This window comes from Pseudomonas mendocina (assembly GCA_037482215.1).
GTDB classification, from domain to species: Bacteria; Pseudomonadota; Gammaproteobacteria; order Pseudomonadales; family Pseudomonadaceae; genus Aquipseudomonas; species Aquipseudomonas mendocina_E.
This window is the reverse complement of sequence record CP148074.1, coordinates 1,442,413-1,460,899: the sequence shown is the minus strand read 5'-3', so window position 1 is coordinate 1,460,899 and position 18,487 is coordinate 1,442,413. Positions and strand designations below refer to the sequence as shown.

Annotated in this window: 14 protein-coding genes and 1 pseudogene; 6 read left to right on the top strand and 9 right to left on the bottom strand. The window is 55.7% G+C overall.

Annotated elements, in window-relative coordinates; genetic code table 11:
* Positions 1–2 precede the first annotated feature (2 nt).
* From hutH to hutC, 3 genes are all read left to right on the top strand, one after another.
* Positions 3–1,535, top strand: a complete 1,533-nt coding sequence (gene hutH / locus WG219_06605; protein WXL27119.1) for a histidine ammonia-lyase — start codon at positions 3–5, stop codon at positions 1,533–1,535.
* Positions 1,536–1,598: 63 nt separating this feature from the next.
* Positions 1,599–2,999 (top strand): amino acid permease, encoded by a 1,401-nt coding sequence (locus WG219_06600; GenBank protein ID WXL27118.1) that lies wholly within the window; start codon positions 1,599–1,601, stop codon positions 2,997–2,999.
* Positions 3,000–3,060: 61 nt separating this feature from the next.
* Positions 3,061–3,810, top strand: coding sequence for a histidine utilization repressor (gene hutC / locus WG219_06595; protein ID WXL27117.1), 750 nt, complete (start codon positions 3,061–3,063; stop codon positions 3,808–3,810).
* 117 nt (positions 3,811–3,927) lie between these two features.
* On the opposite strand, the gene WG219_06590 is transcribed toward hutC, so the two are convergent.
* Positions 3,928–5,238 (bottom strand): porin, encoded by a 1,311-nt coding sequence (locus WG219_06590; protein ID WXL27116.1) that lies wholly within the window; start codon positions 5,236–5,238, stop codon positions 3,928–3,930.
* A 402-nt stretch (positions 5,239–5,640) separates the two neighbouring features.
* Between WG219_06590 and plsB the strand changes: the two genes are divergently transcribed.
* Together plsB and WG219_06580 are read left to right on the top strand one after the other, a co-directional pair.
* On the top strand, positions 5,641–8,136 hold the full coding sequence (gene plsB, locus WG219_06585) for a glycerol-3-phosphate 1-O-acyltransferase PlsB (GenBank protein ID WXL27115.1): 2,496 nt from the start codon (positions 5,641–5,643) through the stop codon (positions 8,134–8,136).
* Positions 8,137–8,141: 5 nt separating this feature from the next.
* Positions 8,142–8,351, top strand: a complete 210-nt coding sequence (locus WG219_06580; protein ID WXL27114.1) for a hypothetical protein — start codon at positions 8,142–8,144, stop codon at positions 8,349–8,351.
* On the opposite strand, the gene WG219_06575 is transcribed toward WG219_06580, so the two are convergent.
* From WG219_06575 to gtdA, 6 genes and pseudogenes are all read right to left on the bottom strand, one after another.
* Positions 8,345–9,853, bottom strand: a complete 1,509-nt coding sequence (locus tag WG219_06575) for a lytic transglycosylase F (protein ID WXL27113.1) — start codon at positions 9,851–9,853, stop codon at positions 8,345–8,347. The two genes, WG219_06580 and WG219_06575, sit on opposite strands and share 7 nt — an antisense overlap.
* A 146-nt stretch (positions 9,854–9,999) precedes the next feature.
* Positions 10,000–10,640, bottom strand: a pseudogene (gene maiA / locus WG219_06570) (maleylacetoacetate isomerase).
* 10 nt (positions 10,641–10,650) lie between these two features.
* Entirely contained in the window at positions 10,651–11,106 is a 456-nt protein-coding gene (locus WG219_06565) for an MFS transporter (GenBank protein WXL27112.1), read from the bottom strand.
* 8 nt (positions 11,107–11,114) lie between these two features.
* On the bottom strand, positions 11,115–11,303 hold the full coding sequence (locus WG219_06560; GenBank protein WXL27111.1) for a hypothetical protein: 189 nt from the start codon (positions 11,301–11,303) through the stop codon (positions 11,115–11,117).
* Between the two features lie 30 nt (positions 11,304–11,333).
* Positions 11,334–12,032 carry a fumarylacetoacetate hydrolase family protein gene (locus tag WG219_06555; GenBank protein ID WXL27110.1) on the bottom strand — a complete coding sequence of 233 codons (699 nt, stop codon included), beginning with the start codon at positions 12,030–12,032 and terminating at the stop codon, positions 11,334–11,336.
* Positions 12,033–12,112: 80 nt separating this feature from the next.
* Positions 12,113–13,153 carry a gentisate 1,2-dioxygenase gene (gene gtdA / locus WG219_06550; protein WXL27109.1) on the bottom strand — a complete coding sequence of 347 codons (1,041 nt, stop codon included), beginning with the start codon at positions 13,151–13,153 and terminating at the stop codon, positions 12,113–12,115.
* On the opposite strand from gtdA, the gene WG219_06545 reads away from it, so the two are divergent.
* Entirely contained in the window at positions 13,094–14,206 is a 1,113-nt protein-coding gene (locus WG219_06545) for a LysR substrate-binding domain-containing protein (GenBank protein WXL27108.1), read from the top strand. The genes gtdA and WG219_06545 overlap by 60 nt on opposite strands.
* 59 nt (positions 14,207–14,265) lie before the next feature.
* Here WG219_06545 and WG219_06540 read toward each other — a convergent pair whose 3' ends face one another.
* Both WG219_06540 and WG219_06535 read right to left on the bottom strand, forming a co-directional pair.
* Positions 14,266–17,337: an efflux RND transporter permease subunit gene (locus WG219_06540; protein ID WXL27107.1), complete on the bottom strand. Its 3,072-nt coding sequence runs from the start codon at positions 17,335–17,337 to the stop codon at positions 14,266–14,268.
* Between the two features lie 5 nt (positions 17,338–17,342).
* Positions 17,343–18,446 carry an efflux RND transporter periplasmic adaptor subunit gene (locus WG219_06535; GenBank protein WXL27106.1) on the bottom strand — a complete coding sequence of 368 codons (1,104 nt, stop codon included), beginning with the start codon at positions 18,444–18,446 and terminating at the stop codon, positions 17,343–17,345.
* Positions 18,447–18,487 lie beyond the last annotated feature (41 nt).

Genomic DNA, 18,487 nt, shown 5'->3' with positions numbered 1-18,487 from the left:
GCATGAATACCCTGTCCCTGAAACCCGGAACGCTGACCCTGGCGCAACTGCGTCAGCTGTATCTGCAACCGGTAAAACTGGAGCTGGATGCCAGCGCGGACGCGGCCATTGATGCCAGTGTGGCCTGTGTTGAGCAGATTATTGCCGAAGGCCGCACGGCTTACGGGATTAACACCGGCTTCGGCCTGCTGGCCTCTACGCGCATTGCCCAGGCTGATCTGGAGAAGCTACAGCGTTCGCTAGTGCTGTCCCATGCTGCCGGTGTAGGTGAGGCGCTGGACGACGCCATGGTGCGGCTCATCATGGTACTCAAGGTGAACAGCCTCGCACGAGGTTTCTCCGGCATTCGCCGTAAAGTGATCGACGCACTGGTGACGCTGATCAATGCCGAGGTCTATCCTCATATCCCGCTCAAAGGCTCGGTCGGTGCATCCGGGGATTTGGCTCCGCTGGCGCATATGTCGCTGGTGCTACTGGGTGAAAGCAAGGCGCGCTACAAAGGCCAGTGGCTCTCTGCAAAAGAAGCATTGGCGGTTGCCGGCCTGCAACCGCTGACGCTTGCGGCCAAAGAAGGTTTGGCCTTGCTCAACGGTACTCAGGTATCGACAGCCTATGCCCTGCGCGGCCTGTTCGAAGGCGAAGACCTCCTTGCAGCAGCCACTGTGTGTGGTGCCCTAAGTGTAGAGGCTATGCTCGGGTCCCGAGCGCCATTTGATCCGCGTATTCATGCCGCACGTGGCCAACGCGGGCAGATCGACATTGCCGCAGCCTATCGCAGCTTGCTTACGGAAAGCAGTGAAGTGGCTCAGTCCCATGAGAATTGCGACAAAGTCCAAGACCCCTACTCCCTGCGTTGCCAGCCGCAAGTCATGGGCGCCTGCCTGACTCAGTTGCGGCAGGCCGCGGAAGTGTTGGAAATCGAGGCCAATGCGGTGTCCGATAACCCGTTGGTGTTCGCTGAACAAGGTGATGTGATTTCTGGTGGCAACTTCCACGCTGAACCCGTGGCTATGGCAGCGGATAACCTAGCACTGGCTATCGCTGAAATAGGCTCGCTATCAGAGCGGCGAATTTCCATGATGATGGACGTGCACATGTCGCAGCTGCCGCCCTTTCTGGTGGAAAACGGCGGAGTTAACTCCGGCTTTATGATCGCCCAAGTAACTGCTGCGGCTCTTGCCAGTGACAACAAAGCGCTGGCGCACCCGGCCAGTGTCGACAGCCTGCCGACCTCCGCTAATCAGGAAGACCACGTTTCCATGGCGCCTAATGCGGGTAAGCGCCTTTGGAGCATGGCCGCAAACGTGCGCGACATTCTTGCCATCGAATGGCTTGGAGCCTGTCAGGGACTGGATTTCCGTACCGGCTTAAAGAGCACAGAGAAACTGGAAAAGGCCCGCCATCTTCTTCGCGAGCAAGTTCCCTACTATCAGGAAGACCGCTTCTTCGCTCCCGATATTGAAGCTGCTAGTCATTTGTTGGCTGGCGGTTGCCTGAACACGCTGATGCCGGAGAAGCTGCTGCCCAGCCTCTGACATCTCCTGGCCGCCTGCTTCGGCGGCCGTCTCTGCACGACAAGAACAATCAGGAGATTAACAATGAGCACTCAAGCTGGAATGCAGCGAGGCTTAAACGCGCGGCATATTCGTTTTATCGCATTAGGCTCAGCCATCGGAACAGGCCTGTTTTACGGTTCGGCTTCTGCGATTCAACTCGCCGGACCTTCAGTGTTGCTGGGTTATCTGATCGCCGGCGCGGCGGTTTACATGGTGATGCGCGCCCTGGGGGAAATGGCCGTGCACAACCCCGTTTCCGGATCTTTCGGCCAATACGCCAGTTCCTACCTCGGCCCGCTCGCGGGCTTCCTTACTGGCTGGACCTACGCCTTCGAGATGATTGTGGTGTGTCTGGCAGATGTCACCGCATTCGGTATCTACATGGGCTTCTGGTTTCCCGATGTGCCGCGCTGGATCTGGGTGTTATCGATCATCTTCTTTATCGGCGCACTGAATCTGTGTGCGGTGAAGGTGTTCGGTGAAATGGAGTTCTGGCTGTCCATCATCAAAGTTGGAGCCATCGTCGCCATGATTCTGGCGGGCTTCGGCATTATGTTCTTCGGCTTTGGCCTGGCAGAGAGCGGCACCGGCGTTCACAACCTGTGGGCCCATGGCGGCTTTATGCCCAATGGCATCAGCGGCCTGATTGCGTCATTTGCTGTGGTGGTATTTGCCTTTGGTGGGATTGAAATTATCGGTGTAACCGCCGGTGAAGCGCAGAACCCGCAACGCACGATTCCCCGCGCGATCAATGCCGTTCCGCTGCGTATTTTGCTGTTCTATGTGCTGACGCTGTTTGTTTTGATGGCGATTTTCCCATGGCCACAGATTGGTACACAGGGCAGCCCATTTGTGCAGATTTTCGACAGCCTTGGGATTAGTTCGGCTGCTGCGATCCTCAATGTGGTCGTGATTACCGCAGCAATCTCAGCCATCAACAGCGACATCTTTGGTGCCGGGCGCATGCTCTACGGTATGTCGAAACAGAAGCAGGCGCCGGCAGGCTTTGCTCACCTCTCCCGCTATGGCGTGCCATGGATGACGGTTGTAGTGATGGCCGCCGCATTGTTGATTGGGGTATTGCTCAATTACCTGATTCCGGAAAATGTCTTCCTGCTGATCGCCTCCATCGCCACCTTTGCTACGGTGTGGGTGTGGTTGATGATCCTGCTGTCTCAAGTGGGTATGCGCCGATGCATGAGCCGTGAAGAAACAGCCGCTCTGAAGTTCCCAGTACCCTTTTGGCCACTGGCTCCCGCCGCCGCGATTGCCTTTATGCTGTTTGTATTTGGAGTACTGGCTTACTTCCCGAAAACTCAACCGGCGTTGTGGGTTGGACTGGTGTGGATCGTACTGCTGGTCATCGCCTACTGGTGCTGGGTCAGGCCCAAAAAAGACGGGGCGTTTGAACAACCTAAGGAAACACAACCAAGCGTGTCCTAGGCACAGGCGTGTTCTGACAGTTTGCCTGTTAGCGTAGGTGGCAATGAGCGGGTTGCGCGCTATGATCGTGCAACCCGCCGACTACCGAGGAATTTCTGTGAGCAGTACGCTGCCTCCACGCTACAAAGTGATCGAAGAGTTCCTGCTCGAACGTATTCACAACGGTGCCTTCCCGGTAAACCACCAGATTCCTCCTGAAGAGCAACTCGCCAGAGATTTCTCTGTTAGCCGGATGACGGCCAATAAGGCCATAAACAATCTGGTGCAAAAAGGCTATCTGGTGAGGCAGGCGGGCTTGGGTACCTTTGTCACCGACCGCAAGGCCGAATCTCCAATTCATGAAGTGCTTAACATTGCTAGCGAAGTCCGTGCGCGCGGCCATGTCTACAGCAATGATGTACTTCGCTGCGAGGCCATCGCTGCAGACGATGAAATCGCCCTACGCTTAGGGCTTCGCCTGGGTTCACAAGTGTTTCACAGCATCCTTGTACACCGTGAAGACGGTGTACCCATCCAACTGGAGGATCGCTTCGTCAACCCACGCTGGGTACCCCACTACCTTGAATCTGATTTTTCCCAGCAGACACCAAATGAGGTGTTAGTCGCTAACTGCCCAATCAGTGATGTTGAGCATGTGGTTGAAGCCATTCATGCAGACAAGCAAACAGCGCTTTGGCTGGATATCGAAAACAACGCAGCCTGTCTGTCCGTTATCCGCCGTACTTGGTCAGATGAACACCTGATCAGCTACGCACGGCTCATTCACCCTGGTGAGCGATATAAGCTGCGATCGAACACGAAACATCACTAAATCCCCTTCGCTAGCAGCAGCCTTGTCTTTCCTCGCCCAAGATTTGTTAAAAAAAACCCCGCACAAGGCGGGGTCAACAAATGTTGAGGGAGCAACGTAATGAGGGATTCAGCTAACTCAGAACACGTACTGCAGGCGGCCTACGATGGCCTTGCCGTCGTCCTGAACACGTTTGCCTTCTACAGAGCTACGGGTGTCGATGTTGTCCACTTCGTAGTCGATGTAGTTCAGGCTGGCGCGTACCGCCGGGTTGATGAAGTAGTTGGCACCCACCACAAAGGCTTTGGCTTTGAACTCATCCGTGTTGTCTTGGGCAATGATGCCAACCACACCCAGGTTGCCTGGAATGGCAGTTGGGTCTGAGTCAACGGTGGCTTGCTCATAGCGAGCGAAGATTTCCCAGGTGCCTTTCATGTCAACCGGCTTGTCCCACTTGCCGTCGCTGCCTTTATAGCCGCGCTGCGTGCCGAACATGTAAGAAACCTGAGCGTTGAAGCCGTCGATATCCACATCTGCGTTATTACCAGCGCTGTTCTCACCGGAGATGTTGCGCTGGAAGTATTCGCTCTGCGCACGGAAGGAACCGAACTGCGCACCAGCTTCCAGTACCCATTCGCTGTCCTTGTCAGCCTTAGCCACATCACCCAGGGTCAGACGAAGGTCTTCGTCACTGCGGATACCCATACGAGTACGAGCGCGGGAACGGTCGTCATCAGCTTCGCTGTTGTGGTAGTTGGCCGCCAGGTGCACTACGTCGTTACCTTGCAGGTACGGTGCCCAGTGAGCACGCAGTGTGTAACCGAAGCGCTCGTCGTTGCTGTCAGACTTGCGGTGCCCATCATCAAAGGTCGCAACCTGAGCCATCAGGCCGTAGTTGTCGCCAGAGTGCTTGACGTTCACGCCGAACTTGGTGTCTTCGTCACCATTGAGGAAGTCGTACATGAACGGACGCTCAATGGCGGTGATCCACGACGAGCTGGTGGCGTTTTCCAGGCCGTAGTCGACACCAAAGCGGCCAATGGTGATGGCTGCAAAGTCGAAGCCGTTGTAGGCAACGAAGGCACGGTCAACGGAGGTTTCGCTGCCGTCAGCAGAGTCGTCGTAGCTCAGACGAATACCCCAATCCCAGTCGGTATAGGCAACGCCTTCCATGCCGATCTCACCACGGCGGATGAAGGTGTTGAAGGTATCGTCGAAAGGCTTGTTCTCAGCACCAGCCATCAGGCCGTCGAAGCTGGTAGCGTCCCACTGGATCTTACCGCCCAGTTTGAAAGCGAAAGCTTTATCAGTGGTTGCGACTTCCAGGCCGCCTTTGGTTTTGATCACGAGATCGGCGCCGTCAGTGGTGACAGTACCGGCGAAAGCCTGGGCGGAAACGGCCAGTGCCAGTGCGCTGGCTGCGAAACCGGCGAAGTGCTTACGGAGCATCGAAGATTCCTCTGTTTACTTTTAAGTGTTGGCAAACACCCGAGCGTTGTGGACTCGTTCGTGTTGGAGGTGGATCTTGGCGATGCGATATTTCAGATCAATTTCTTTTAGGTATAAATTTTATTACAAACATGATTTTTAGACCCATAAAACATAAGACAAATGGTAAGGAACTCCTTGAGATTACTGGTGTAGCCAACTAGACAAGTGGCTTAGATAAAAATTACAAAAACTTCATCCAAATAGTGGCTTTGAGCCTTGATGCGTCCCAGAGAAGGGTCGCCAATGGATAAAAATGACTTTTATTCCCCCAGAGCTGCCAAGAGTTTTGCTGCACGCGTAGCGTTCCGGCACACTACGCGCTCCCGAGCAGTTGCTCGTTTGCATAGCCACTAAACACGTATGACCCGATCACCGCTGCACCGCCTCGTTTTTGGCACTCTGCGCCGCCTGCTTTACCTTTGGGTGCGTTCGGAGACCATCAATCAGTCCGCCTTCACCCTCAAACTCGACCGCAGCAAGCCGGTGTTCTATGTGCTGCAACAAGCGTCCTTGAGCGATCTGGCAGTGGTGGATACTGAGTGCCGTAAGGCCGGGCTACCTCGCCCTGTGTTGCCGGTTACAGTGGGCTCGCATGAGGAGCCTGCTGCATTCTTCTACCTGACCGAAGAAGCAGGCTGGCTGGGACGTAGAAGCAAACGCGGTAGCTCACCCACTCTGCAACGCTTGATCAGTGCGCTGAGCCAGAATGCCGTGGATGATGCACAGATCATCCCGGTCAGCGTGTTTTGGGGCCAATCTCCTGATCGAGAAACCAGCGCTTGGAAGTTGTTGTTCGCTGACAGCTGGGCGGTAACTGGGCGCCTGCGCCGACTGGTGAGCATCCTGATTCTGGGGCGTAAGACACGGGTGCAGTTTTCCTCGCCGATCCACATGCGTGAACTGATTGAGCAGGATAAAGGCCACGAGCGCACGCTGCGCATGGCGCAACGTATTCTGCGGGTGCACTTCCGTAACCAGAAAACGGCGGTGATCGGTCCTGACGTTTCCCACCGGCGTAACCTGGTTAAAGGGTTGGTCCACGCGCCACTGGTTCGTCAGGCCATCGCTGATGAAGCTCAGCGTGAAAACATCACCCTGGAGAAGGCGGAAAGCCAAGCCCTGCGTTACGGTAACGAGATTGCTTCGGACTACACCTACACGGCAATCCGTTTCCTTGAGCTGGTGCTGAGCTGGTTCTGGAACAAGATTTACGACGGTATCCGGGTCAACCATATCGAGGCTGTGCAAGATGTCGCGCAGGGCCACGAGGTGATTTATGTGCCGTGCCACCGCAGCCATATCGACTACCTGCTGCTGTCCTATCAGCTGTTCCGCAGCGGCCTGACGCCGCCGCACATCGCCGCAGGCATCAACCTGAACATGCCGGTAATCGGTGGTTTGCTGCGGCGTGGTGGTGCGTTTTTTATGCGCCGCACCTTCAAGGGCAACCCGCTGTACACAGCGGTCTTCAACGAGTACCTGCATACCTTGTTCAGCAAGGGTTTCCCGGTGGAGTACTTCGTCGAGGGCGGCCGCTCCCGCACCGGGCGCATGCTGCAACCGAAAACCGGGATGCTGGCGATCACCATGCGCAGTTTCCTGCGCAGTAACCGCCTGCCGATTGTCTTTGTGCCGGTTTATATCGGTTACGAGCGCGTACTGGAAGGCCGCACCTATTTGGGCGAGCTGCGCGGTGCGGCTAAGAAGAAAGAGTCCATCTTCGACATTTTCAAAGTGATTGGAGCGCTGAAACAACGCTTCGGCCAGGTTTGGGTCAATTTCGGTGAGCCCATCAAACTGGCTGAGTTTCTCGACCAGCAACAACCGGGCTGGCGTGATCAGGATTATGGCGACCAATACCGCCCAGAGTGGCTGAATCAGGTCACCAACAACCTGGGCGATCATGTTGCACAGCGTCTCAATGAGGCCGCGGCAATCAACCCGGTGAACCTGGTGGCACTGGCCATGCTCTCTACCAGCAAGTTGGCCTTGGATAACCGTGGGCTTGAGCGCGTGCTGGATATGTACCTGGCTCTGTTGCGCAAAGTGCCCTACTCGCCTCATACCACATTGCCTGAGGGAGACGGCAAGGCGCTGATCGACTACGTAAAACGTATGGATCTGTTGGCCGAGCAAAAGGATGCGCTGGGCAATATTTTCTATCTGGATGAGCAAAATGCCGTCCTGATGACCTACTACCGCAACAACGTGCTGCACATTTTTGCCCTGCCTGCGTTGCTGGCCAGCTTCTTCCAGAGCAGCTCACGCATGAGCCGCGAACAAATTGTGCTGTACACCCGCGCCTTGTATCCCTATCTGCAGGCGGAGCTGTTTATCCGCTGGAATGTGGATGAGCTGGACGATGTCGTGGATCAGTGGTTGAACGCCTTTGTTGAGCAGGGCCTGCTCAAACTCAACGAGGGTGTATACACACGCCCGGCGCCAAGCTCCCGCGAGTTTGTGCTGCTGACACTGCTGTCCCGCGCCATCGTGCAGACTCTACAACGCTTCTACATGGCCACCGCCCTGCTGCTCAAGGCCGGACAGAACAGCATCACTGCCGAGGAACTGGAAAACCTCTGTACCGTCATGGCACAGCGCCTGTCGATTCTGCACGGCCTGAATGCGCCGGAGTTCTTTGACAAGAACCTGTTCCGCCATTTCATCAAGAGCATGCTCAGCCAAGGCGTTTTGCGCCAGGATGAAGCAGGCAAACTCAGCCATCATCCGAAGCTCAGCGAGTTGGTAGAAGGCGCAGCCAAACGCGTGCTTCCGGCAGAAATTCGCCTGTCAATCCAACAGGTGGCCATGGATCGCAACGAGGAAACACCTGAGCCGGCCACCCCGGCTCAGTAACGCCTATGTCTACTGATCACGAAGAACCCACCAGCCGTGCCGAATTTCACCGGGCCAATCAGGCCCGGGCCGAGGCAGAAGCCCAACGCCTGTTTGCTGCAAAAGCAGAGCTTGGGCCGCGCTGGCTAACCTGGGTGGCCGGTGAGCTGTACGCCCTGAAACCCGCCGCTTACGCATCCATGGTGCGGCGGGCATTGCAGGAGCTGAATCAGTAAGCGGCGGCACTGGCTTTGCGCAGCTCGGCACGGTGGCGATTCTTCTCCTCCGCCAGTTTGTAGGCCACGTAGTACTTGTAGATATTGCCGACGTAATCCACCGTCTCGCGCCCTACAACCCGCGCTGCGGCATGTTCGACATTGCCGAACCAAACGTTTTTATCCAACCCAGACTTCTCTGCCAAACGCCTGAATTTGCGCAGGTTACCCGGCCCAGCGTTGTAGGCAGCGAAGGCCAGTAACGTACGGTTCATGGGCGTTAATTCAGGATCGTTAAGGTATCTATCAGCCAACAAGCGCATGTATTTGCTACCGGCCTGGATGTTTTTGTCGGCACTGGTTTCGATACCTTGGATGGCGATGGATCGGTCCGCCGCCGTGGACGGTAACAACTGCATCACACCAACTGCGCCCCTCGGGCTACGTGCTGACTGGTTCAGGCGCGACTCTTGAAAACCCTGGGCCATCAGCATCAGGTAGTCAAAGTCATAGGTTCCGGCATGTTTTTCAAACAGTGAAACCAGCTCCTTGAACTTCTTCATCTCCGTTTCAGATACTGCATTGAACATGCGCTTGCTGTTTTTCACGTACTTTTTGTAAACCAAGGCACCGAACGTGGTGCCGTCCTTGTGCTTGCTGACAAATTGCCCCAATTGTTCTTTCAACAGCGGGCTGTCCTTACGAATGGCCCAAGCAAAGTGCCCGCCTTCATGTACGTAAAAGGCGTCATGTATCTTCAAATCGGTATACAGCGGACTCCATGCTTCAGCAATGTAGCGGTCAACTACCACTGCGTTGAGCAAACCGGCATTGAGCATTTCCAGCAGGTCTTCTGACTCCAGGTTCTCATCGGCTGCGATCAGTTTGATCGGTTCCAGCCCCCGGGCTTTAAACGCTTTGTTGATGCCCAGCAGATGCTCGTAATAACTGCTGGAGGCGCGCACGGTGATTTCCTGTCCAGCCAAATCATCCAGTGAGTTCAGCGGTCGGCTTTCCGGCCCGGTGATTACAGCCTCACGCACGCGCGTGTTAAAGGGGGGAGCGAAGTCCACCGCTTGCAAGCGCTGGTCGGTGATGGTCAGGCCGCCTGCGGCGATATCACCACCGCCGCTGACCAGGCGCGGCAGTAGCTCATCGCGGGCTACAGGTATAAATGCCACCTGCCAGCGCAGGGAGCGTGTCGCTTGCGGGTGGGTGCGGTTGAGCCAGTCCTCCAGAGCCTTCCCCAGCTCGTAACTGATACCGAACTGATGCCCGCGATCAACGAAGTAGTAGGTCTTGCTGTACGGCACCAACACACGAACCAATCGGCGCTCACGCATGCCGTCAAAATCCCCCAACCACTCCTGCGGCATGGGCAATACCAGTTTGTCGACTTCTGCCTCTTCGGCAGCGTTGAGATCCGCGGAGACCCACTCAAGCGTCCCCGCCACCGCGCTGTGTAAAAAAACGCCGAACATCGCGACCAGCAGGCCGCACTTCATCAAACGTTGTCCACCCATAACGACCTCACCTGAATGCACTGACTGTTGAGTATGGCGAGGTGTAAGACTAGTCGAGCGCTCAGGCAATACCAGTAAACGCCAGCCGTGTGCTTGCGCACAAACCGGCAGATGAAGCCACTGTTTTCAGGGATGTTCGTGAATGATTAAGGCACAAAGTCCATCTGGTTAACCGGCGCAGCCTGAATGAATGCCGGGTGCAGCACACAACGCTGGTACACCGCCATGACCCGCTCCAACGCGTCAAGGTTGATGCCCATGCGCAGGGCGTTAGTCACTTGCGGCACCAAACAGCAATCAGCCAGACCTGGCTCATACCCAAAGCAGTATTCACCCCAGCCATGACGCTGAAGAAAACCTCAGCCGCTTCCAGCCCCTGGCTCACCCAGTGATTTCCCCACGCTTCCACCTGAGCACTATCCAGTTGCAGCGTCTTTGACAGATAGTTTTTGACCCGCACATTGTTAAGCGGATGGATGTCACAGCTGATCAGGTCAGCCAACTCCACGACCCGCGCACGCCGTAACGAGTCAGAGGGAATCAGCCGTTTATGCGGATAACGGCTGTCGAGATACTCGATGATAGCCAACGACTGGGTCAGCACCGCACCATCACCCGTCACCAAAACCGGTACACCGCCAGCCGGATTGACAGCCAGATGCTGCTCCGAACGCTGCTGACCTGCACGCAGATTGACTGGAAGGTATTCATAATCAATCCCTTTGATGGCAAGGGCGATACGCACCCGGTATGAGGTCGAGCTGTGACAAAAACTGTAGAGCTGCATGAATAACCTCTCAGGGTTGCATTAGAACCGGCATAACGGGCGCGCGATAACGCTGCCCCATATAGAAAACGGCTGCGCAGGCCAGCAAAGCCGGAATCGCCAACAAGAGGAAAATAGCGGTAAAACCGAAGCCAACGGAGATCATCTGCCCACCCAGTAAGGTGCCGGAGATTGCACCAATACGTCCCACACCTTGCGCCCAGGCAACACCCGTGGCCCGGCCGGAGGTGGGATAGAAGCTGGCGGCCAAGACATTGGCGCCGACCTGCGAACCACTGATACACATGCCCAGCGCCGCCACGCAGAAAATCAGCAGCACAAACTGATCGTGTAGTTGCGCGACGCCCCACATCGCTAAAGCCCCGCATAGATAGGCCAGCGCCAGCACACGCCACGGATCATAGCGATCCATCAGCGCACCCAACGCAATCGCAAAGACCATCAAGCCAACCAGACCAGATCCCAACAACGGGCTTATAGGTACGGCTGAAAGCCCCAAGCCTTCACGAAAAGCCGGGCGATAAAACCAATTGCAGCAGTATCAAAAACATCCACCTCCGTGATCGCAAAGCCCAGCGCCACCAACAGAAGATGGAAGCGCCCGACAGGCTGCTGATCAATAAAGTCCTGTACGTCCACAGGCTGCTCAGAATCGGAAGACATGGATCACTCCGGGCTGCCGGGCAGCATCGTTCAGATGACGCGAACCTTGATTTCACCCAGACGATCAATCCCGCCGGTCATCAAGTCACCCGACACAACAGGCCCAACACCTTCAGGGGTACCGGTCATAATCAGGTCGCCCGGTTGCAACTCGAAATAACGAGACAACCAACTGATGGTTTCAGCCACCGACCAGATCAACTGACTGATGTCACTGCGCTGTTTGTCCGCACCGTTTACTTTCAGCCAGATCGCAGCGTCGGTTGGCTCACCAAACTCTGTCGCCTTGTGCAGCGGTCCGATGGGAGCGGAATAGTCGAAGGCTTTGCCGATTTCCCAAGGGCGGCCCATCTCGCGCATTTTTATTTGCAGGTCGCGTCGGGTCATGTCCAGACCGACGGCATACCCCCACACATGCTTGAGCGCATCCTGTTGCGCAATGTTGCTGCCTGCCGTGCCGATGGCCACGACCAATTCAATTTCGTAGTGGTAGTTGCTGGTCTCAGCTGGATAGGCCAACTCCAGCGTCTGCCCAAGGGAAACAGGCACAACGGCATCAGCAGGTTTACAGAAGAAAAATGGCGGTTCGCGATCCGGGTCAAAACCCATCTCACGAGCGTGTGCTGCGTAGTTACGGCCTACGCAATACACCCGCCGAACAGGAAACGAATCTTGGCTACCAGAAACCGGAAGCCGGGTAATGCTTGCAGGTGGGACCACATAAGACATGTAAACCTCCACAAATTTAGGCGTGCGCACGGGTGCAGCAACGCAATTGGGCGTGGCATCGAACGATAGGGGGAAGGGCTTTACTGCAGCGATTCACGCCACAAGCCGAGGAACTCCTGCACAGGGCGATCAGAAAAACTGAACAACACTACGTCTTGTGCACAAGCAAAGCTGACAGGCACCCAACTGGGCACGACAAACACATCATGCTCTTCGAAGGTAAACAGCTGCTGGCCAACAGTGGCCCTGCCCTTGCCTTCCACTACAACGTACACGGTGGCATCCGTACTTCTGGATGGCAGCCCGTCAAATCCGGCAGGCAACAACTGGATAAAGGCGGCGATACTGGGCATGGCCCAGCTACCAGTCAGCGGATTTGTATAGGTCAGCTTGACGCCATAACAAGGATCTATTTCTTCGAAACGCAATAAGTTATCGAGCGCTTCTCTAGAGCGGGCATAGGGATAGTTGAAAATGGGCGAAGTACGGCCTTTATGACGATGATTAACAGGCACCATGTTGTGACCGAAGCGAGCAAAACTAGTCCCCTCCTGCAATCTTATCGGCTGGCTATCCTCTTGACCATTTTGGGCAAACCCGGCGTTTAGAAAGCGCACGATTGGAATATCTAATCCATCCAACCACACTACAGGCTCCGCGCCTTCACTCGCGGTGTTACCGTGATCATGCCAAGCCCATGAGGGTGTGATGATGAAATCACCGGGTTCCATCGTGGTGCGCTCGCCGTTTACAACTGTATAAGCCCCCCTACCTTCGACCACCAAGCGCAGTGCGGATTGGGTATGACGATGGCTCGGGGCCGTCTCTCCCGGCAAAATAAGCTGCAGCCCTGCATAAAGTGTGGAGGTAGTCGAAGCAAGTCCGCGTAGAGCCGGATTCTCAAGGATGAGTACTCGGCGGATGGCCTCCTCAGCACTAATCAGCTCGCCTGCCTCTATCAGGTAAGGTCGAACATCCTGATACCGCCACAACACTGGCACACAGGCATCAATGGGTTTGGTGGGGACTAGCTGATGAAGCGACTCCCATAGTGGAGATAAATGTTGACGCTCAATACGCTCATAATAATCCGCACGCTGACCCTTGCTTATTTTGTCCATACTGCCCCCACAAAATCACTGCTCTTGATGAGCTGTAATAGGCAGATTATCGGCAGGGTAAATCCAAGGAGAAAAATGGTATTTTGCGATGCACCCATACTGAAAACGGAATGCGCGAAAATGGAATGGACTCGTCGATTACGCGTGCAGCACCTTGAGCTTTTACTAAGACTGGCAGATACGGGGAGCATCAGCGAAACCGCCCGCCTCAGTTTTACCGCTCAACCCTCACTGTCGAAGTGGCTAAAAGAACTGGAAGATGCCGTAGGCGCACAGCTCTATGAACGTCACAGCCGAGGCCTTAAACCCACTGAACACGGCCGAATGTTACTGATCCATGCCGAACGGGTTATTGGCGAAATGAAACGAGCACAGGAAGCGCTCAAAGCCATTAGCCATGGCAATTCGTTTCGGATATCCATCGGCACATCGCCTGCATCTGCTACACACTTGGTTCCAGACAGCATTAACCATTTCCTCAAACGACATCCAAAGGCCAGCATCGAACTCAATGAGGCGCCGATGCATGTGCTACTTGAGCGCCTAGAACAAGGTGAGCATGATTTGGTAATCGGAAGACTTGATAATTACAAACCCAGACCCAGTCTGCACAATGAAATGTTGTGCAGTGAAGGTGTGCGCGTTATCTGCCGGCCTGAACATCCACTGTTGCAAAGAAAGGTACTTAACTGGGACGTACTCAATGAGTATGAGTGGATCGTCTGGCCTCAGGGAACACCGATCCGCTCTCGACTCGACTCAGCCATCACCGCAGCGGGATCTCAGCCCCTGAATTACAGAATTGAATCGTCCTCTCTCATGGCCAATTTGTGGATGCTACAAACTACAGATCTGCTATCTGTTGCATCTGAGCGCGTCACTCAACAGTTCAGTCAAAAAGGCCTCATTGTGGATACAGGCTTTGAGTTGGAGGCTAGAGGCTCACTCGGGATGTGCTGGCGCAATGAGAGCAAACCGCATTTTAGTCTGACCGACCTCAAAGAGTGCTTCCGCCAGAATGCGGCCAAATGGGGAGGCACCCTGAAAGCCTGATTAAACACTTAGCCATAAAAAACCAGGTCATTGACCTGGTTTTTTATTTCCCGGATAAATCAGAGCGTTTTACGCTCCTCTTCCTTAACCCTGAACCAAGCGGCATACAGTGCAGGCAGGAACAGCAGCGTCAGCGCCGTGGCAACGATCAAGCCGCCCATAATCGCCACCGCCATAGGGCCGAAGAACACACTGCGCGACAGCGGGATCATGGCCAGTACCGCGGCCAACGCCGTCAATACAATCGGGCGGAAGCGACGCACAGTGGCTTCAATAATGGCACGCCAGCGGTCCATGCCGGACTGAATGTCTTGCTCGATCTGATCCACCAGAATCACCGAGTTACGCATGATCATCCCCGACAAAGCGATGGTGCCGAGCATGGCCACAAAGCCAAACGGCTGACGGAATACCAGCAGGAACAACGTCACCCCGATCAGCCCCAACGGTGCAGTGAGGAAGACCATGGCCGAACGCGACATGCTCTTGAGCTGCATCATCAGCAGCGTCAAGACCACCACAATAAACAGCGGAATGCCGGCATTAACCGAGCGTTGGCCACGGCCAGCATCTTCGACCGTGCCTCCGACCTCCAGTAAGAAGCCATCAGGCAGTTCGGCACGCACAGACTCAAGGTTCGGCAGAATCTGCTTCACCAAGGTTGCAGGTTGCTGCTCATCGTAAATATCCGCACGCACGGTGACAGTCGGCAAGCGGTTTCGGTGCCAGATAATGCCCTCTTCAAAGCCATACTCCAGGGTGGCGATCTGCGACAGCGGCACATTGCGACCGTTGTCCGTTGGCACCGCCAAGCTCGGCAGCAAGCTCAACTCTTCACGTTCGGCTGAGGTGCCGCGCAGCTGAATATCAATCAGCTCGTTATCCTCGCGGAACTGGCTGACCGGCGTGCCCGTAAGGGTGCTCTGCAAGAAGCTGGACAGGTCCTTGGTGCTGACCCCCAACGCTCGAGCACGTTCCTGATCGACGACTAAGCGCACCAGCTTGCTCGGCTCTTCCCAGTCCAGATGGACATTGGTGACATGCGGGTTCTCACGCACTTTATCCGCCACCATACGGGCGAGACGACGGACCTCATCAATGTGCTCACCAGACACCCGGAACTGCACCGGATACCCCACAGGCGGGCCATTCTCCAAACGCGCGACACGGGTGCGCAGTGTCGGAAACTCTTGCGGCAACATACCGATCAGCCACGTACGCAGTTTCTCACGGTCTTCAATGCTCTTAGCCAATACCACGGTCTGAGCAAAACTGGCCGCTGGTAGCTGCTGATCCAGTGGTAAGTAGAAACGTGGAGAGCCTGTACCCACATAGGACACATAGCTTTCTACGCCCTCACGGCCTTCGAGCATCTTCTCGAAACGGTGCACCTGCTCTTCAGTGGCTTTGAGTGACGAGCCTTCGCTGAGCTTGAAGTCGACCATCAGTTCCATTCGCCCCGATTCCGGGAAGAACTGCTGGGGAACAAACCGGAACAGGAAGATAGAGGCCGCGAACAAGGCAACCGTCAGGAAGATCACGGTTTTACGGCGGCGCACACACCATTCGATCACCCCTCTTACACGGCGATAGAACGGTGTGGCGTAAGGGTTGTGACCGTCGCCGTGCTTGGCCGCATGCATCGCCGCCAGATCAGGCAGCAGCTTAGCGCCCAGGTAAGGCACAAACATCACAGCAGCGACCCACGACACCAGCAGCGCAATGGCCACCACCTCGAAGATCGAGCGGGTGTACTCACCTGTGCCGGACTGCGCTGTGGCGATTGGCAGGAAGCCTGCCGCCGTAATCAACGTACCGGTCAGCATCGGGAATGCAGTGCTGGTCCAGGCGTAGCTGGCTGCTTTGATGCGATCAAGCCCCTGCTCCATTTTGATCGCCATCATTTCCACTGCAATGATGGCGTCATCGACCAGCAGCCCTAAGGCCAATACCAGCGCGCCGAGGGAAATCTTGTGCAGGCCAATCCCGAAGTAATACATGGTGGCAAAGGTCATAGCCAGCACCAGCGGAATCGACAGCGCCACCACCAAGCCGGTACGTAGCCCCAAGGAGAAAAAGCTCACCAGCAGCACGATGATGACCGCCTCGGCCAACACACGTACAAACTCACCGACACCGGCTTTTACCGCAGCAGGCTGATCTGACACCTTGCTCAGGGTCATGCCCATAGGGAGTGTTTCCTGAATCCGGGCAAACTCTGCTTCCAGGGCTTTGCCGAGCACCAGAATGTCACCACCCTGCTTCATCGAAACCGCCAGACCGATGGCGTCCTCACCCATAAAGCGCATACGCGGTGCGGGTGGGTCATTGAAACCGCGGGTGACTTCGGCGACATCGGCAATGCGGAAGGTTCGGTCGCCAACACGAATCGGGAAATTGCGGATTTCATCCACCGTTTCGAAACGCCCGGTCACCCGCAGTTGCACACGGTCCGACTGGGTTTCAAAGAACCCCGCCGCTGCTACCGCATTCTGTTCCTCCAGCGCCTGTTGCACTGCGCCGAGCGGTAAACCAAGCGTTGCCAGCTTGGTGTTGGACAGCTCGACCCAAATTTTTTCATCCTGTAGCCCTACCAACTCGACCTTGCCCACATCCTTCACCCGCTGCAATTGCAGCTGGATGCGGTCGGCATAGTCCTTAAGCACTGCGTAGTCAAAACCTTTACCCGTCAGTGCATAGATGTTGCCGAAGGTGGTTCCAAACTCATCGTTAAAAAACGGCCCCTGAATACCCTGAGGCAGGGTATGACGAATATCACTGACTTTTTTCCGCAACTGATAGAACAGCTCCGGAACAGCCGCCGAATGCATGGAATCGCTGGCTAAAAAGGTAACCTGCGAAACGCCGGGGCGGGAGAACGAAATGATCTTGTCGTACTCCCCCGTTTCCATGATTTTCTTTTCAATGCGCTCGGTGACCTGACGACTCACCTCTTCCGCACTGGCTCCCGGCCAGTTGGTCTGGATCACCATGGCTTTGAAGGTAAAGGGCGGGTCTTCACTCTGCCCCAGTTTGGTATAGGAAAGAGCCCCGACTATACCCAGTAAGATCATGAGGTAGAGGACGATCTGGCGATTGCGCAGCGCCCAAGCGGACAAGTTGAAATCCATTGGGATTACTCCTTGCCTGCCAAGTCAACCGCTCGATTAGCGCGGTCTACCGGACGGACTTTAAGCCCCTCACGCAGTACCTGCCCCCCGGCTGCTACAACCCAGTCATCAGCCGCTAGCCCTTCCAGAACCGGCACAGTCTTCTCACCATAGGCGCCGATACGCACATACACACGCTTTAGGGTGGAATCCGAAGGCTGCACAACCCAAACAAACGGTTTGCCCTTCTCGGCGCTCAGTGCAGACAGCGGGACTGTGAGCGGCACCGAGCCCTGATGAGCAATAAACACACGAGCGCTCTGGCCCAGCTCAGCTGGCACAGACTTATCCACAAAGGCGACCCGAGTAGCAAAGGTACGGGACTGTGGATCAGCGGAGGGAGACATTTCACGAATGCGCCCTTCGTAACGCTTGTCAGGCTGCGACCACAGCTCAACAGAAACACTCTGCCCCACCTTGAAACGCTCAAAAGCCTGCTCAGGCAGACCGATCAACACTTCACGCTCACCGTCAGCCGCCAGCGTGAAGACAGTCTGACCGGCTGCAACGACCTGCCCAACCTCGACCAACCGTTGAGCAATCACGCCATCTTGCGAGGCGCGCAACAGCGAATACCCCGCTTGGTTGCTGGCCACTTTGAACTCGGCACGCACTTGATTCAGGCGAGCTTCACCCGCGCGGTAGGTGTTTTCAGCATTGTCGTATTGCGAGCGACTGACCAGATTGCGATCCAGCAGCGTCTTGTAGCGGTCACGTTCAGCGCGCACCAATTTCAGGTTGGCTTCGGCTGCTGTCATCTGGGCGCGGGCAGATTCCAATTGCAGGCGTACATCCTGTGGGTCTAGCTCTGCCAGCGGCTGATCCTTTTTCACCCGAGCCCCGACATCCACCATGCGTTTGGCCACTTTACCGCCGATGCGGAAAGCCAGTTCGGGCTCGTATCGGGCACGCACCTCACCTGGGTAAGCATCCATCAGCTCACCCGCCAACTGCGGCTGCACCACCATTGCAGGACGCACAGCAACGGCCTGAGTTTCTCCGCCGCCGCACGCAGAAAGCATCAAAACGAGGCCAACAGGCACAGCAGCACACAAAACATGACGAAGCATGGTGAATAACCTTTTTAGAGGCTTTGAATATTTGTACTGAC

What these genes read in the sequence shown, in the direction of transcription:
- hutH (WXL27119.1), top strand. Translation starts at nt 3, where the DNA reads ATGAATACCCTGTCCCTGAAACCCGGAACGCTGACCCTGGCGCAACTG.
- WG219_06600 (WXL27118.1), top strand. Translation starts at nt 1,599, where the DNA reads ATGAGCACTCAAGCTGGAATGCAGCGAGGCTTAAACGCGCGGCATATT.
- hutC (WXL27117.1), top strand. Translation starts at nt 3,061, where the DNA reads ATGATCGTGCAACCCGCCGACTACCGAGGAATTTCTGTGAGCAGTACG.
- WG219_06590 (WXL27116.1), bottom strand. Translation starts at nt 5,238, where the DNA reads ATGCTCCGTAAGCACTTCGCCGGTTTCGCAGCCAGCGCACTGGCACTG.
- plsB (WXL27115.1), top strand. Translation starts at nt 5,641, where the DNA reads ATGACCCGATCACCGCTGCACCGCCTCGTTTTTGGCACTCTGCGCCGC.
- WG219_06580 (WXL27114.1), top strand. Translation starts at nt 8,142, where the DNA reads ATGTCTACTGATCACGAAGAACCCACCAGCCGTGCCGAATTTCACCGG.
- WG219_06575 (WXL27113.1), bottom strand. Translation starts at nt 9,853, where the DNA reads ATGGGTGGACAACGTTTGATGAAGTGCGGCCTGCTGGTCGCGATGTTC.
- WG219_06560 (WXL27111.1), bottom strand. Translation starts at nt 11,303, where the DNA reads ATGTCTTCCGATTCTGAGCAGCCTGTGGACGTACAGGACTTTATTGAT.
- WG219_06555 (WXL27110.1), bottom strand. Translation starts at nt 12,032, where the DNA reads ATGTCTTATGTGGTCCCACCTGCAAGCATTACCCGGCTTCCGGTTTCT.
- WG219_06545 (WXL27108.1), top strand. Translation starts at nt 13,094, where the DNA reads ATGTTGACGCTCAATACGCTCATAATAATCCGCACGCTGACCCTTGCT.
- gtdA (WXL27109.1), bottom strand. Translation starts at nt 13,153, where the DNA reads ATGGACAAAATAAGCAAGGGTCAGCGTGCGGATTATTATGAGCGTATT.
- WG219_06540 (WXL27107.1), bottom strand. Translation starts at nt 17,337, where the DNA reads ATGGATTTCAACTTGTCCGCTTGGGCGCTGCGCAATCGCCAGATCGTC.
- WG219_06535 (WXL27106.1), bottom strand. Translation starts at nt 18,446, where the DNA reads ATGCTTCGTCATGTTTTGTGTGCTGCTGTGCCTGTTGGCCTCGTTTTG.